The following is a 14,821-nucleotide window of genomic DNA, read 5'->3' as shown; positions in this document are numbered from 1 at the left end:
GTCGAAGCCGTGCCGCCGCCCTCGCGCAGCTCGTCCTTCGAAGCCCCCGCCGGTGCGGGAAGGCTGAACGAGTCCTGCCCCTTCATCCGCATGCGGCGGCAGGAAGGGCTCAGCCTTCGACGCCGAGCTTCTCCAGGATCAGCTCGCGGACGCGGGCCGCGTCCGCCTGGCCGCGGGTGGCCTTCATGACCGCGCCGACGAGCGCGCCCGCCGCCGCGACCTTGCCGCCGCGGATCTTGTCCGCGATGGCCGCGTTGGCGGCAATGGCCTCGTCGACGGCCGTGCCCAGCGCGCCCTCGTCCGAGACGACCTTCAGGCCGCGCTTCTCGACGACGGTGTCCGGGTCGCCCTCGCCCGCGAGGACACCCTCGATGACCTGGCGCGCCAGCTTGTCGTTGAGGTCGCCGGAGGCCACGAGCTCGGTCACCCGGGCAACCTGCGCCGGGGTGATCGCCAGCTCGTCCAGGGCGGTGCCGGTCTCGTTGGAGTGACGGGCCAGCTCGCCCATCCACCACTTGCGGGCCTGGTCCGACGGGGCGCCCGCCTCGGTCGTGGCGACGATCAGGTCGACCGCGCCCGCGTTGAGGATCGACTGCATGTCGAACTCGGAGACACCCCACTCCTCGCGCAGCCGGTTGCGGCGTACGCGCGGCAGCTCGGGAAGTCCCTTGCGCAGCTCCTCGACCCAGTCGCGGGCCGGAGCGACGGGCACCAGGTCCGGCTCCGGGAAGTAGCGGTAGTCCTCGGCGTTGTCCTTGATGCGGCCGGCCGTGGTGGAGCCGTCCTCCTCGTGGAAGTGCCGGGTCTCCTGCACTACCTTGGCGCCGGAGTTCAGCACCGCGGCGTGGCGCTGGATCTCGTAACGGGCGGCACGCTCGACGGAACGCAGCGAGTTCACGTTCTTCGTCTCGGAGCGCGTACCGAACGTCTCGGTTCCGTTGGGGCGCAGCGACAGGTTCACGTCGCAGCGCATCTGGCCCTGCTCCATGCGGGCCTCGGACACGCCGAGCGCCTTGATGAGCTCGCGCAGCTCGGCGACGTACGCCTTGGCGACCTCGGGTGCGCGCGTACCCGCTCCCTCGATCGGCTTGGTGACGATCTCGATGAGTGGAATGCCCGCACGGTTGTAGTCCAGCAGCGAGTGGGACGCCCCCTGGATACGGCCGGTGGCGCCGCCGACGTGCAGCGACTTGCCGGTGTCCTCCTCCATGTGGGCACGCTCGATGTGCACCCGGAAGACCTCGCCGTCCTCCAGCTGGACGTCCAGATAGCCGTCGAAGGCGATCGGCTCGTCGTACTGCGAGGTCTGGAAGTTCTTCGGCATGTCCGGATAGAAGTAGTTCTTCCGGGCGAAGCGGCACCACTCGGCGATCTCGCAGTTGAGCGCGAGGCCGATCTTGATGGCGGACTCGACGCCGATCGCGTTGACGACCGGGAGCGAGCCGGGCATGCCGAGGCAGGTCGGGCACGTCTGCGAGTTCGGCTCCGCGCCCAGTTCGGTGGAGCAGCCGCAGAACATCTTGGTCTTGGTGCCGAGCTCGACATGGACCTCAAGGCCCATGACGGGGTCGTACGTCGCGAGGGCGTCCTCGTACGGCACCAGGTCAGTGACAGTCACGGTGAAACTTTCCCTCTCAACCCAGCAGTACGTCGTCGTCGCCCAGGCGCTTCAGCTCTCGGCAGAGCAGAGCGATGCCGGTGACGATGGCGGCAGCGGAGACGACGGCGTCGACCAGCCGGAGCGTGTCGTGCTCAGAGCGTGCCTTCTTGGCCTGCTTGAGCACGCCGACCGCGCCGAAGGCGGTGGTGCCGATGGACAGGTACGTACCGGTCTTGGACTTCTTGAAGCCCTTGGCCTTGGTCAGTGCACTCACAGTGAGGGAGCCTCCTCCAGCAGCGGGTGCCCCCACTTTTCCACGAAGGCGGCCTCGACTGCGGCCCCGACCTTGTACAGCCGGTCGTCCTTCATGGCGGGGGCGATGATCTGCAGACCGACCGGCAGGCCGTCCTCCGGTGCCAGACCGCAGGGCAGCGACATGGCGGAGTTGCCGGCCAGGTTGGTGGGGATGGTGCACAGGTCGGCCAGGTACATCGCCATCGGGTCGTCGGTACGCTCGCCGATCGGGAAGGCGGTGGTCGGGGTCGTCGGGGAGACGATGACGTCCACCTGCCCGAAGGCCTTCTCGAAGTCCCGCGTGATGAGCGTGCGGACCTTCTGCGCCGAGCCGTAGTACGCGTCGTAGTAGCCGGAGCTGAGTGCGTACGTCCCGAGGATGACGCGGCGCTTGACCTCGTCACCGAAGCCGGCCTCGCGGGTGAGCGCGGTGACCTCCTCGGCGGACTTCGTGCCGTCGTCGCCGATCCGCAGGCCGTAGCGCATGGCGTCGAAACGCGCCAGGTTGGACGAGCACTCGGACGGCGCGATCAGGTAGTACGCCGACAGACCCAGGTCGAAGGACGGGCAGTCCAGCTCGACGATCGTGGCGCCGAGCGACTTCAGCAGCTCGACCGACTCGTTGAAGCGCTGGACGACACCGGCCTGGTAGCCCTCGCCGGAGAACTGCTTGACGACACCGATGCGCATGCCGTCGACGCTGCCGTTGCGGGCCGCCTCGACGACGGGCGGGACCGGGGCGTCGATGGACGTCGAGTCCAGCGGGTCGTGCCCGGCGATCACCTCGTGCAGGAGGGCCGCGTCCAGGACCGTGCGGGCGCAGGGGCCGCCCTGGTCGAGGGAGGACGAGAAGGCGACCATGCCGTAGCGGGAGACGCCGCCGTAGGTGGGCTTGACGCCGACGGTGCCGGTGACGGAGGCGGGCTGGCGGATGGAACCGCCGGTGTCCGTGCCGATGGCGAGGGGGGCCTCGTACGACGCGAGGGCGGCCGAGGAGCCACCGCCGGAGCCGCCCGGGACGCGGGTGAGGTCCCACGGGTTGCCGGTCGGACCGAAGGCGCTGTTCTCGGTGGAGGACCCCATGGCGAACTCGTCCATGTTGGTCTTGCCGAGGATGACGACATCGGCCGCCCTCAGCTTCTTGGTCAGGGTCGCGTCGTACGGCGGGACCCAGCCCTCGAGGATCTTCGAGCCGACAGTGGTCGGCATGTCCTTCGTGGTGAAGATGTCCTTGAGCGCGAGCGGGACGCCGGCCAGCGGGCCGAGCTTCTCGCCCGCCGCCTTCTTCGCGTCGACGGCACGGGCCTGCGCGAGCGCGCCCTCACGGTCGATGTGCAGGAAGGCGTGGACCTTCTCGTCGACCGCGTCGATCCGGGCCAGGTGCGCCTCGGTGACCTCGACGGCCGTGAGCTCACCGGAGGCGATCTTCGCGGCGATCTCGGCGGCGGTGAGCTTGATGATGGAGCTGTTGTCCGTCATGACTTTTAGTCCTCCCCCAGGATCTGCGGCACCTTGAAACGCTGCTGCTCCTGGGCCGGGGCGCCGGAGAGCGCCTGCTCGGGGGTGAGCGACGGACGGACCTCGTCCGCGCGCATGACATTGGTCAGCGGCAGCGGGTGGGAGGTCGGCGGTACGTCTTGGTCGGCGACCTCGGAGACGCGGGCGACCGCGCCGATGATGTCGTCGAGCTGACCGGCGAAGTGATCGAGCTCTTCGCCCTTCAGCTCCAGACGTGCCAGCCGGGCGAGGTGGACGACCTCCTCGCGCGTGATGCCAGGCATGCAGCGATCCTCAGGGGTGAGTGTTGTGGTTTTGGCCCCAATCCTATGGGGTCCGCCATGGGAGGGACCGCCACCCATGGAACACTCCGCTCTGTTCTGCACTTATCGGGGCCGGTCGGGCCCGTCGAGAAGGTCCTCGTGTGTGAGGCGTCCTTGATGCCCTGGGGGAGATCGAGGACAGGGCACCACTCGCGCATCCCGGGCTCTCTTCCCTACCGGCCGGCCCGCCCGCTCACGTCGTCGCCGGACGCGAGGGAATCCCTCGCCCGGGGGACCGCGGCTCCAGCTCGGCCGCCCCCGTCGCGGCGGCTGCGGCCGCGGCAGCAGCCGCCGCTTCCAGCTCGACCGGCCGACGCCACCCGTGCTCGCCGCGCGCCCTCAGCCAGGCCGTCGTCTCCTGCGGCGGCATCGCGGCAGCCACCAGCCACCCCTGCACCGCGTCGCAGCGCAGGTCCCGCAGCCGCTCCCACGTCTCGTCGTCCTCGACGCCCTCGGCGACGACCAGCAGGCCCAGCGAGTGGGCCAGATCGATCGTGCAGCGGACGATCTCCGCGTCCTCGTGGTCGACAGCCAGCCGGGCCACGAACGACCGGTCGATCTTCAGCTCGCTGACCGGTAGCCGGCGCAGGTGGACCAGCGAGGAGTACCCCGTACCGAAGTCGTCGAGCGACATCTTCACACCGTGACCGGTCAGCCCGGCCAGCGTGTCCGCGGCGCGCTGCGGGTCCTCGAGCAGTACGTGTTCCGTGATTTCCAGCTGCAGGGAACCGGGAGGGACGCCGTGCCGGGCGAGCCGGGCCGCGACGCCGCCCGCGAAGCCGGGGGTGTGGACGTCGCGCGGGGAGACGTTGACCGCGACCGGGACGAACAGCCCCTGTGTCCGCCACCGGGCGACCTGCGCCAGCGCAGTCTCCAGCACGTACTCGGTGAGATGCGGCATCAGACCAGACGACTCGGCGATGGCGATGAACTCGTCCGGAGGGACCCGACCGCGCTCCGGATGCACCCAGCGCACCAGCGCCTCGAGTCCGGCCACCTGCCCGTCGAAGCGGACCTTCGGCTGGTAGTGGAGCTCCACCTCGCCGGCGTCCAGGGCACGCCGCAGGTCACCGAGGAGACCGAGCCGGTCCGGGGTGTTGCTGTCCCGCTTCGACTCGTACACCTCGACGCCCGTACGGTCCCGCTTGGCCTGGTACATCGCCACATCGGCGCGCCTGAGCAGCCCTTCCGCGTCCAGCGCGTGCTCGGGGTAGACGGCGACACCGGCACTGGCCTCCAGCACCAGGGTGAGTCCGTCGAGGTCCAGCGGTGAGGAGAGCTCGGCGACCAGATGGCGGGCGACGCGCTGGGCGCTGGTGGTGGAGTCCGCGGTCGGGAGCAGTACGGCGAACTCGTCGCCGCCGAGCCGCGCGGCCTCCGCTCCGCGCGGCAGGGCCAGCCGGAGCCGTTCCGCTATCTGCAGCAGCAACCGGTCCCCCGCCGGATGACCGAGGGTGTCGTTGACGGCCCGGAACCGGTCGAGGTCGATCAGGACGAGGGCGGATCTGGCGCCGGTGCTCTTGGCGTCCTCCAGGGCCGTCCAGGTGCGCTCCAGCATCCACTGCCGGTTGGGCAGTCCGGTCAGCGGGTCCCGCAGCTGCTCCTCGGCTCTGGCCCGGGCGATCCAGAGGGCGGAGTCCAGGGTGATCAGCGGGACCGCGAAGAGCGGCAGCAGAACGGGGGTGGTCATTGCGACGACACAGATCAGCGGGGCGATGCCGAGCAGGGCGACCGCGACGAGTCCCTGCCGCAGCAGGGCCGTGCGCGCGATGGTCGGCAGCCCGCCGCCCTGAGTTGCCCGCGCGTACCACAGGAGGATCCGGGTGACGAGGAGATAGGTGGTGGCGGAGAGGAGGACTTCCGGGGCTGCGTGGATGCCCCAGTCGAGTGGCTGCCAGGGCGACTCGACGGTCTGCACCTCACCGAACGCGGCAAGGACCAGCGCCGCCGCCCCTATCCCCAGGATGTCCACCGCCCCGTGCAGCAGCCCCTGCGACCAGCGGTGTCGTCGTGCGACGCCGACGAGGACGACGACGACCATGCTGACGAGTCCGGCGGACACCCAGCCGTAGAGCAGCAGGACGGCCAGGGTGAGGGCGGCGCCGGATCCGGTCCCGCCCCACCAGCGGTCGCGCCCGAGGGCCACCAGATGGCCGACGACGATTCCGGTGAGGACGGCGAGCGACCAGCCGGCCTCGCCGTCCGGGAAGAGCGCGTGCCCGTCGCTCACGCTCCGGTAGAAACCGGTCGCGAGCTGGACAGTGGCGATCGCCATGACGACGGCACCCACTTTGGGGGTGAGGCCGACGAAACCTTGCAGCCGCGACACCGGTGCGGCGCTCTCGGTCGGTTTCATTCCGTCCCTCTCACAGCCGGCGGTGCCGATGTCACCTGTTGTCCCGCTCCCATGCCACCCCGGCCCTACGGCAGTCGTGCAGCCGGGGCACGGCAGGCGCACGTCTCAACAGTAGGCCGCGAAACCCCCTACGGGCAGCGCTCTACAGCTCTTGCCCGAATGCAATCCGACCATCCGTCAGAACCGGTTACGCGCCGAACGGGTGAACTCTGACGTCCCGACCGCGCCTCTTGCCCGGACGGGCCCGTTCCGTATCGCGTCCGGACCCGTCCCGAACCCCGTCCGGCGCCACCGCGACCCGCTACTCCTCAACCGGTTCGGCGACAGGCACAGCCGCCGCGCGCGCCGCTTCCGGGCCCTCTTCGAGCAGCACGGCGAAGCCCGCCCCGTCCAGAACCGGAACCTTCAGCTGCATGGCCTTGTCGTATTTCGAGCCCGGGTTGTCGCCGACCACCACGAAGGAGGTCTTCTTGGAAACGGAACCGGTGACCTTGGCTCCTCGGCTCTGCAGGGCCTCTTTCGCGCCGTCCCTGGTGTGGTCGGCCAGCGTGCCGGTGACGACGACGGTGAGACCTTCGAGCGGCCGGGGCCCCTCGTCCCCGCCCGCGGCCTCATCCGCCATCCGGACCCCGGCCTCCCGCCACTTGCGCAGGATCTCCCGGTGCCAGTCCTCCGCGAACCACTGGGTGACCGAGGCGGCGATGATGGGTCCGACCCCGTCGGCGTCGGCCAGCTCCTGCTCGGTGGCCGCCTCGATGCGGTCCATCGAACGGAACTGACGGGCCAGCTCCGCGGCCGCGACCGGGCCCACATGACGGATCGACAGCCCGGTGAGAATCCGGGCCAGGGGAGCTTCCTTGGCGGCAGCGACGGATTCCAGCATCGCCACGGCGTTCTTCTTCGGCTCGCCGTGCTGATTGGCGAAGACCAGGGCGGTCTTCTCCTCGCCGGTCCTCGGGTCACGCTTGGGCAGTCCGCTGTCCATGTCGAGCACATAGGCCCGGATCGGCAGCAGCTGCTCGATGGTCAGTCCGAAAAGATCGCCCTCGTCGCTCATCGGCGGGTCCACAGGCTCCAGCGGCCTGGTCAGAGCGGCCGCGGCAACGTAGCCGAAGTGATCGATGTCCAGGCACTTGCGGCTCGCGAGGTAGGCGACGCGCTCCCGCAACTGGGCCGGACAGGAGCGCGCGTTGGGGCAGCGGACGTCAATGTCGGCCTCCTTCATGGGCCGCAGCTCCGTCCCGCACTCGGGGCAGTGGGTCGGCATCACGAACGCCCGCTCGGTGCCATTCCGCAGATCGACGACCGGGCCGAGGATCTCCGGGATCACATCGCCCGCCTTGCGGATCACCACCGTGTCGCCGATGAGGACGCCCTTCTCCTTCACCACGTTCTGGTTGTGCAGCGTGGCGAACTCGACCTCGGAGCCCGCCACCTCGACCGGCTCGACCTGCGCGTACGGAGTGACCCGGCCGGTGCGTCCGACGCCGACCCGGATGTTCACCAGCTTGGTGTTCACCTCCTCCGGCGGGTACTTCCAGGCGATCGCCCAGCGCGGGGCGCGCGAGGTGGAGCCCAGCCGGCCCTGGAGCGCGATCTCGTCGACCTTGACGACGACGCCGTCGATCTCGTGCTCCACGGAGTGCCGGTTCTCGCCGAAGTACGCGATGAACTCCCGTACGCCGTCGAGGGAGTCGACGACCTTGTTGTGTCTCGCGGTGGGCAGGCCCCACTCGTGCAACAGCTCGTAGGCGTGCGAGAGTCGGTCGATCCCGAAGCCCTCACGGGCGCCGATGCCGTGCACCACCATGTGCAGCGGGCGGCCCGCGGTCACCTTCGGGTCCTTCTGGCGCAGCGAACCCGCCGCCGCGTTGCGCGGGTTGGCGAACGGCTTGTCGTCGGCCGCCACCAGCCGGGCGTTCAGCGCCTCGAACGCCTCCATCGGGAAGAAGACCTCGCCGCGGATCTCGACCAGCTCCGGGATCCGGTCGCCCTTCAGCCGGTGCGGGATCTCGGCGATCGTACGGACATTGGGAGTGATGTCCTCTCCGGTGCGGCCGTCCCCGCGGGTCGCCGCGCGAGTCAGCACCCCTCGTTCGTAGGTGAGGTTGACCGCGAGGCCGTCCACCTTGAGCTCGCACAGGAAGTGGTAGCCGGTCGTGCCGATGTCCTTGGCGACGCGCTCGGCCCAGACCGCGAGCCCCTCGTCGTCGAAGGCGTTGTCCAGGGAGAGCATCCGCTCGCGGTGCTCGACCGAGGTGAACTCCGTCCGGTACGGCCCCGCGACCTTCTGGGTCGGCGACTCGGGCGTACGCAGCTGCGGATACTCGTCCTCCAGCTCCTGCAGCGAGCGCATCAGCCGGTCGAACTCGGCGTCGCTGACGACCGGCTGGTCATTCACGTAGTAGCGGAAGCGGTGCTCCTCGATCTGCTCGGCGAGGAGCGCATGCCGCCCCTGTACCTCCGCGGGCACTTCCGACTGCTGTCCGCCGGCCATCGTCTCGTCCTCCCGTTACCCGATACCCGTTACTCAGGGTTGTCTGCGAGCGATCTCGCGGCCCGGGCGCAATGGGCGAGCGCGGCGCGCGCGTACGCAGGCGACGCGCCCGCGAGGCCGCACGACGGGGTGATCACCAACGACTCGGCGAGAGTCCCCGGATTCAGCCCCAGCCTGCGCCACAGCGTCCTGACACCCATGACGCTACCGCCCGGGTCCGACAATGCGTCCGAAGCCGGGTCGGCGCCGGGCACCACACCGAGGAAGAGCTGGGTCCCGCCCTCGACCGCTTCCCCGATCGCCTCCTCCTCACGCTCGGTGAGCAAGGAGAAGTCGAACGAAATACCGTCGGCCCCGGCGCGCCGGAGCAGCGCGAACGGTACGTCCGGCGCGCAGGTATGAACGACCGTGGCGCCGTCCCCGTTCGCCGCCAGCACCTCGCGGAGCGTGCCCTCCACCACCTGCCGGTCCACGGCCCGGTAGGTGCGGTATCCGCTCGCCGTCCGGATCCGTCCGCGGAGCACACCGGTCAGGGACGGCTCGTCGAGCTGCAGGATCACCTGCGCGCCGGGCACCCTGCGCCGTACGTCGGCGAGGTGGTTCCGCAGCCCCTCCGTCAGGGAGCCCGCCAGATCGCGGCAGGCGCCCGGGTCGCCGAGCGCTGCCTCGCCACCCCGGCGCTCCAGCGCGGCGGCCAGCGTCCAGGGGCCGACGGCCTGGACCTTGAGCGGTCCTTCATACCCCTGGGTGAACTCCTCCAGGGCGTCGAGGTCCTCGCCGAGCCAGGAGCGGGCCCGGCGGGTGTCGCGGCCCGGCCGGTCACTGATCCGCCAGCCACTCGGCTCGACGTGGCCGTACATGTCGACGAGCAGCCCGATGGTCCGCCCGATCATGTCCGCGCCGGGCCCGCGTGCGGGCAGTTCCGGCAGATACGGCAGCCCTTCGCCGTCCCCGAAGGACCCGGTGACGGTCTTCGCCGCCTCCCGCGCGTCTCCCCCGGGCATCGACCCGATCCCGGTGGCGCGGCACCCGCTGAACTTGCTTTTCTCGCTCACGCAGGAAGCCTACGGTCCGGGTCGCCGGGCCCGTCGCGGGGCAGGCCCGGCAGAGCGCTTGCCAGGCCCCTGCCCGGGTCCCGGTCCGGCCGCGATCTTGGTCCCGGTCAGCGCCCCGGGCGGACTGTCAGGTCGTTGACCTCGGCGTCCCGCGGCAGATCGAGCGCCATCAACAGGGTGGTGGCCACGGACTCCGGGTCGATGAACCGGGAGGCGTCGTACTCCTTGCCCTCCTGCCGGTGGACCTTGGCCTGCATGGGGCTGGCGGTGCGCCCGGGATAGACGGAGGTCACCCGTACCCCGTTCTCGTGCTCCTCGTGGCGCAGCGAGTCGGCGAGCGCCTTCAGGCCGTGCTTGCTCGCGGCGTACGCACTCCACTCCGCGTGCGCGCTGAGCCCGGCGCCCGAGTTCACGAAGACGACATGGCCCTGGGCGACCCGCAGCTGCGGCAGGAAGAGCCGGGTCAGCTCGGCGGGGGCGACCAGGTTGGCGTTGAGCTGGAAGTGCCATGCCTTGGGCGTGAGATCGCCGACCCGGCCGAGCTCCACGACGCCCGCGATGTGCAGCAGCGAGTCGAGCCGCTCCGGCAGCGACTGCTGGGCGAACGCCCAGGAGAGCCGGTCCGGGTTGCCGAGGTCGCCGACGAGCGTGCGGGCGCCGGGGTGCAGCGCGGCAAGCTCCTTGGCGCGACCCGCGTCCCGGGCCAGCAGCACGAGCTCGTCGCCCCGCGCCAGAAGACGGCGTGCGACAGCCGCGCCGATGCCGGAGCCGGCGCCGGTGATGAGATGAGTGGACATGGCCCCATGGTCGCATCCGCCCATGGGCCTACCGCAGGCCGGACCACTCCTCCAGGTACGCCAGGGCCCCGACCCCGTCCTTCGCGAAGAACACCAGATCGGCGAGCGGAATCGGCAGGAAGCCCTCGTCCTCCATGCGCTGGAACTGCTGGCGCAGTCCGTCGTAGAAGCCCGCCGTGTTGAGCAGGACCACCGGCTTGTCGTGCTTGCCGTGCTTCTTCAGCTCCAGGATCTCGGTCGCCTCGTCGAGCGTCCCGGTACCCCCCACCATGATCACGATCGCGTCGGCCTTCTCCAAAAGGAGTGCCTTGCGCTCGGCGAGATCGCGCGCGATCACCATCTCGTCGGCGTTGGTACGGGCCTTCACGGCCAGGAAGTCGACCGACACCCCCACCAGCCGTCCGCCCGCTTCCTGCACCCCGTCGGCGACGACCTTCATCAGTCCGCTCTCCGACCCGCCCCAGACCAGTGTGTGCCCGCCCTTGCCGATCAGTTCGGCGAATTCGCGGGCGGGCTGGGTGTAGCGGTCGTCGAGGTCGGCGGCGGAGAGGAAGACGCAGATGTTCATGGATGCACCGTATGCGACGCCACTGACACTCCACGGAGCCGGGGAAGAAAACGGCGGACGGAGCGGCTGCACCTGACATGACTTCCACTCCAGGACACCGCATCACCGTCGAGCCCGGCACCGAACACGTGCGCGTGGTGCGCGACGGACAGCTGCTCGCCGAGAGCCGCCGTCCGCTCGTACTGCGCGAGACGGGCTGTCCGGTGCGCTACTACCTGCCGCCGGCCGATGTCCGTACGGAACTGCTGACGACGTCGGACACCCACACCCACTGTCCGTTCAAGGGAGATGCCTCCTACTGGTCACTACCGGACGCGGCCGATCTCGTCTGGGCCTATCCGGACCCGAAGCCCGAAGTCGCCGCGATCAAGGACCACTTCTGCTTCTACGACACCGAGACGGTATCCGACTGACCGTCAGGCGCCGCTCTCACGTGCCGAATGGAAAATTCCCACACGTTCCCCGCAGGAGAGATGAGTTCGGCGATGCTGCGGAGTCACTCCCGCTCGTGTTCGCCGGGGGTCAGCCCTGGCCGACCGCTGCTTCGGTGCGCCGCACCGTCGTCGCGATCGTCGCCGAGCCGACCACCCGCGTCCCGTCGTACAGCACGACCGCCTGGCCCGGGGCCACGCCCCGTACCGCCTCGGTGAAGGTGACGTTCAGCGTGCCGTCCACGAGCTCGGCGGTCACCTCCGTCTCACCTCCGTGGGCACGGAGCTGGGCGGTGTAGGTGCCGGGGCCGACCGGGGCGGTGCCACACCAGCGGGGCTTGATGGCGGTCAGCGCGGTGACGTCGAGGGCCTCGACCGGGCCGACCGTCACCGTGTTGTTCACCGGGGAGATGTCCAGGACGTAGCGCGGCTTGCCGTCGGGCGCCGGGTGGCCGATGCGCAGGCCCTTGCGCTGGCCGATGGTGAAGCCGAAGGCCCCCTCGTGGGTGCCGAGCCTGTTGCCGGACTCGTCGAGGATGTCGCCCTCGGCCTTGCCGCCGAGGCGGTCGGCCAGGAAGCCCTGGGTGTCGCCGTCGGCGATGAAGCAGATGTCGTGACTGTCGGGCTTCTTCGCGACGGCCAGGCCGCGGGCCTCCGCCTCGGCGCGGATCTCTTCCTTGGTGGTGAGGGTGTCGCCGAGCGGGAACATGGCATGGGCGAGCTGCTTCTCGTCCAGGACGCCGAGGACGTACGACTGGTCCTTGGCCATGTCCGAGGCGCGGTGGAGCTCACGGCTGCCGTCCGCGTTCAGCACGACCGTGGCGTAGTGGCCGGTGCAGACGGCGTCGAAGCCGAGGGCGAGCGCCTTGTCGAGCAGCGCCGCGAACTTGATCTTCTCGTTGCAGCGCAGGCACGGGTTGGGGGTGCGGCCCGCCTCGTACTCGGCGATGAAGTCCTCGACCACGTCCTCGCGGAAGCGTTCCGCCAGGTCCCAGACGTAGAACGGGATGCCGATGACGTCCGCGGCGCGGCGGGCGTCGCGGGAGTCCTCGATGGTGCAACAGCCGCGCGCTCCGGTACGGAACGACTGCGGGTTCGCGGAGAGGGCGAGGTGCACACCGGTCACGTCGTGGCCCGCCTCGGCGGCGCGGGCCGCTGCGACGGCGGAGTCGACACCACCCGACATGGCGGCGAGCACCCGGAGGGGGCGCGGGGAAGTCTGATTCATAGCTCCACCAGGGTACGGGTCGCCGGGAACCGAACGCTCGCGGATATGCGTTGTCGACCGTATGGGGACCAAGGGGACGGCGGGCGCCAAGGGCTCCGCAGGGGCGAAGCCGGAGCACGGCATCAGCCGGCGCGGGATGCTGATCGGCGCTGCCGTCACGGCCGTGGGCACGGCGGCGCTGGCGCGGACGAAGCTGGAACATGCCTGGTGGCGGCTGCCGGGAGTCAGCAAGCCCCGGAAGCCGGGTGAGGTGGATTACGCGCGGGCGGAGTGGATAGCGGCGTCGCCGGCGAATTGGCGGCGGGCGGACCGCCCCGCCGACTACGACATCGACCGGGTCGTCATCCATGTCACTCAGGGCAGCTACCGCGGTGCGGTCAAGGTCTTCCAGAGCCCGGACCACGGGGCGGCGGCGCACTACGTGGTGCGCCGGGACGGCCATGTGGCGCAGATGATCCGTGAGCTGGATGTGGCGTTCCACGCCGGGAACAGGTCGTACAACGAGCGCAGTGTCGGCATCGAGCACGAGGGGTTCGTGGACCGGCCGCAGGACTTCACGGCGGCCATGTACGCGTCGTCGGCGCGGCTGACGGCCGCGATATGCGCGCGGTACGGGATCCCGGTGGACCGCAAGCACATCATCGGGCATGTGGAGGTGCCGGGCACGGACCACACCGATCCCGGTCCGCACTGGGACTGGGACCGGTATCTCAAGCTGGTACGGGCAGCGGCTGCCGGCCCGACGAAGGGCCCTGGGGGTCCGAGACCCGAGGAGGGGTCCGGCGGATCGGGGACCGGCAGCCCTGAGAAACCGCGCGCATAGGTGGGGCGGCCTCTTAGCTGAGCCCCGCCGTCCTGGCGCGCTCGACCGCCGGCCCGATCGCCCGCGCCACGTCCTCGACGTCCTGCTTGGTCGACGTGTGACCGAGCGAGAACCGCAGCGTGCCGCGGGCCAGGTCCGGATCGGTGCCGGTGGCCAGCAGCACATGGCTGGGCTGGGCGATGCCCGCCGTGCAGGCGGAGCCGGTGGAGCATTCGATGCCCTGGGCGTCCAGCAGCAGCAGGAGGGAGTCGCCCTCGCAGCCGGGGAAGGTGAAGTGGGCGTTGGCCGGGAGGCGGCCGCCGGGGGCGGGGTCGCCGCCGAGGATGGCGTCGGGGACCGCGGCCAGCACGGCCGCGACCAACTCGTCGCGGAGCCCGCCGACCTCGCGGGCGAACTCCTCGCGCCGTTCGGCGGCGAGCCGTCCGGCCACCGCGAAGGCGGCGACGGCGGGCACGTCGAGCGTCCCGGAGCGCACATGCCGCTCCTGGCCGCCGCCATGCAGCACGGGTACGGGGGTGTGTTCGCGGCCGAGCAGCAGCGCGCCGATGCCGAACGGGCCGCCGATCTTGTGCGCGCTGACGGTCATCGCGGCCAGCCCCGAGCCGGCGAAGTCGACGTCCAGCTGGCCGAAGGCCTGGACCGCGTCGGCATGCATCGGCACGCCGAACTCGTTGGCTACGGCGGCCAGTTCACGTACCGGCATGATCGTGCCGATCTCGTTGTTGGCCCACATCACGGTGACCAGCGCGACATCGTCCCGGTTGCGCACGATCGCCTCGCGCAGTGCGTCCGGGTGGACGCGCCCGTACGTGTCGACGGGGAGGTATTCGACGGTCGCGCCCTCGTGTTCGGCGAGCCAGTCGACTGCGTCCAGCACTGCGTGGTGCTCGACGGGACCGGCGAGAACGCGGGTGCGCCGTGGGTCGGCGTCGCGGCGGGCCCAGTAGAGGCCCTTCACGGCGAGGTTGTCGGCCTCGGTGCCTCCGGAGGTGAAGACCACCTCGCTGGGGCGTGCGCCGAGGGCGTCGGCGAGGGTCTCTCTGGACTCCTCGACGGTACGGCGGGCCCGGCGCCCGGCGGCGTGCAGTGAGGACGCGTTGCCGGTGACGGCGAGCTGGGCGGTCATCGCCGCGATCGCTTCCGGAAGCATCGGCGTGGTCGCGGCGTGGTCGAGGTATGCCATGGTGAGCTCGATTCTACGAGCGTGTGGCGGGGCGCACGCCGGGCGCATCGCGGTCCGGTACCCGTGCACGGTGGGCGGGTGCTGTGCCGCCTGCCCTTGTGCGCCGACGCTTCGTACACCTATGTCCGGTCGCCGCTCGGCCGGTTATGACTGTTCGCGGCGAAGCGCC

At 70.5% G+C, this 14,821-nt stretch carries 13 protein-coding genes; 2 read left to right on the top strand and 11 right to left on the bottom strand.

The genetic code is table 11. From position 1 onward, the window contains the following. Positions 1–109: 109 nt before the first annotated feature. From gatB to AB0915_RS34615, 9 genes are all read right to left on the bottom strand, one after another. Positions 110–1,618, bottom strand: coding sequence for an Asp-tRNA(Asn)/Glu-tRNA(Gln) amidotransferase subunit GatB (gene gatB, locus AB0915_RS34655; RefSeq protein WP_366694854.1), 1,509 nt, complete (start codon positions 1,616–1,618; stop codon positions 110–112). Positions 1,619–1,634: 16 nt separating this feature from the next. After that, positions 1,635–1,874, bottom strand: coding sequence for a hypothetical protein (locus AB0915_RS34650; RefSeq protein ID WP_366694853.1), 240 nt, complete (start codon positions 1,872–1,874; stop codon positions 1,635–1,637). Beyond that, entirely contained in the window at positions 1,871–3,373 is a 1,503-nt protein-coding gene (gene gatA, locus AB0915_RS34645; protein ID WP_366694852.1) for an Asp-tRNA(Asn)/Glu-tRNA(Gln) amidotransferase subunit GatA, read from the bottom strand. The genes AB0915_RS34650 and gatA overlap by 4 nt, the downstream gene beginning before the upstream one ends. A 5-nt stretch (positions 3,374–3,378) precedes the next feature. Next, a complete protein-coding gene (gatC, locus tag AB0915_RS34640; RefSeq protein ID WP_358862620.1) occupies positions 3,379–3,675 on the bottom strand; it encodes an Asp-tRNA(Asn)/Glu-tRNA(Gln) amidotransferase subunit GatC in 297 nt (98 codons plus the stop codon). 232 nt (positions 3,676–3,907) lie between these two features. Then, positions 3,908–5,989: a bifunctional diguanylate cyclase/phosphodiesterase gene (locus tag AB0915_RS34635; protein ID WP_366694855.1), complete on the bottom strand. Its 2,082-nt coding sequence runs from the start codon at positions 5,987–5,989 to the stop codon at positions 3,908–3,910. Positions 5,990–6,371: 382 nt separating this feature from the next. After that, entirely contained in the window at positions 6,372–8,567 is a 2,196-nt protein-coding gene (ligA, locus tag AB0915_RS34630) for an NAD-dependent DNA ligase LigA (protein WP_366694851.1), read from the bottom strand. Between the two features lie 29 nt (positions 8,568–8,596). Further along, positions 8,597–9,622 carry a methionine synthase gene (locus AB0915_RS34625; protein ID WP_366694850.1) on the bottom strand — a complete coding sequence of 342 codons (1,026 nt, stop codon included), beginning with the start codon at positions 9,620–9,622 and terminating at the stop codon, positions 8,597–8,599. Positions 9,623–9,729: 107 nt separating this feature from the next. Then, entirely contained in the window at positions 9,730–10,419 is a 690-nt protein-coding gene (locus AB0915_RS34620; protein WP_366694849.1) for an SDR family oxidoreductase, read from the bottom strand. Between the two features lie 28 nt (positions 10,420–10,447). Continuing rightward, entirely contained in the window at positions 10,448–10,987 is a 540-nt protein-coding gene (locus AB0915_RS34615) for a TIGR00730 family Rossman fold protein (protein WP_366694848.1), read from the bottom strand. Positions 10,988–11,064: 77 nt separating this feature from the next. Between AB0915_RS34615 and AB0915_RS34610 the strand changes: the two genes are divergently transcribed. After that, complete coding sequence (locus AB0915_RS34610) at positions 11,065–11,400, top strand: DUF427 domain-containing protein (RefSeq protein WP_366694847.1); 336 nt, start codon at positions 11,065–11,067, stop codon at positions 11,398–11,400. A gap of 109 nt (positions 11,401–11,509) precedes the next feature. Here AB0915_RS34610 and mnmA read toward each other — a convergent pair whose 3' ends face one another. Further along, positions 11,510–12,646: a tRNA 2-thiouridine(34) synthase MnmA gene (gene mnmA / locus AB0915_RS34605; RefSeq protein WP_366694846.1), complete on the bottom strand. Its 1,137-nt coding sequence runs from the start codon at positions 12,644–12,646 to the stop codon at positions 11,510–11,512. A gap of 61 nt (positions 12,647–12,707) precedes the next feature. Here mnmA and AB0915_RS34600 point away from each other — a divergent pair, with 61 nt between their 5' ends. Next, entirely contained in the window at positions 12,708–13,469 is a 762-nt protein-coding gene (locus AB0915_RS34600) for an N-acetylmuramoyl-L-alanine amidase (protein WP_366694845.1), read from the top strand. A 13-nt stretch (positions 13,470–13,482) separates the two neighbouring features. Here the strand turns inward: AB0915_RS34600 and AB0915_RS34595 are convergent, their stop codons facing one another. Beyond that, the gene (locus tag AB0915_RS34595) at positions 13,483–14,652 is read right to left on the bottom strand and encodes a cysteine desulfurase family protein (protein WP_366694844.1); all 1,170 of its coding nucleotides are present in this window, start codon (positions 14,650–14,652) and stop codon (positions 13,483–13,485) included. Positions 14,653–14,821 lie beyond the last annotated feature (169 nt).

Origin of the sequence: Streptomyces sp. NPDC048411, from assembly GCF_040704695.1 — a bacterium.
In the GTDB taxonomy this organism is placed as follows: Bacteria; Actinomycetota; Actinomycetes; order Streptomycetales; family Streptomycetaceae; genus Streptomyces.
This window is presented reverse-complemented; position numbering and strand designations above follow the sequence as displayed.

Coding starts and splice junctions, on each gene's coding strand:
- gatA (WP_366694852.1), bottom strand. CDS start 3,373: ATGACGGACAACAGCTCCATCATCAAGCTCACCGCCGCCGAGATCGCC.
- gatC (WP_358862620.1), bottom strand. CDS start 3,675: ATGCCTGGCATCACGCGCGAGGAGGTCGTCCACCTCGCCCGGCTGGCA.
- AB0915_RS34635 (WP_366694855.1), bottom strand. CDS start 5,989: ATGGCGATCGCCACTGTCCAGCTCGCGACCGGTTTCTACCGGAGCGTG.
- ligA (WP_366694851.1), bottom strand. CDS start 8,567: ATGGCCGGCGGACAGCAGTCGGAAGTGCCCGCGGAGGTACAGGGGCGG.
- AB0915_RS34620 (WP_366694849.1), bottom strand. CDS start 10,419: ATGTCCACTCATCTCATCACCGGCGCCGGCTCCGGCATCGGCGCGGCT.
- AB0915_RS34615 (WP_366694848.1), bottom strand. CDS start 10,987: ATGAACATCTGCGTCTTCCTCTCCGCCGCCGACCTCGACGACCGCTAC.
- AB0915_RS34610 (WP_366694847.1), top strand. CDS start 11,065: ATGACTTCCACTCCAGGACACCGCATCACCGTCGAGCCCGGCACCGAA.
- mnmA (WP_366694846.1), bottom strand. CDS start 12,646: ATGAATCAGACTTCCCCGCGCCCCCTCCGGGTGCTCGCCGCCATGTCG.
- AB0915_RS34600 (WP_366694845.1), top strand. CDS start 12,708: ATGGGGACCAAGGGGACGGCGGGCGCCAAGGGCTCCGCAGGGGCGAAG.
- AB0915_RS34595 (WP_366694844.1), bottom strand. CDS start 14,652: ATGGCATACCTCGACCACGCCGCGACCACGCCGATGCTTCCGGAAGCG.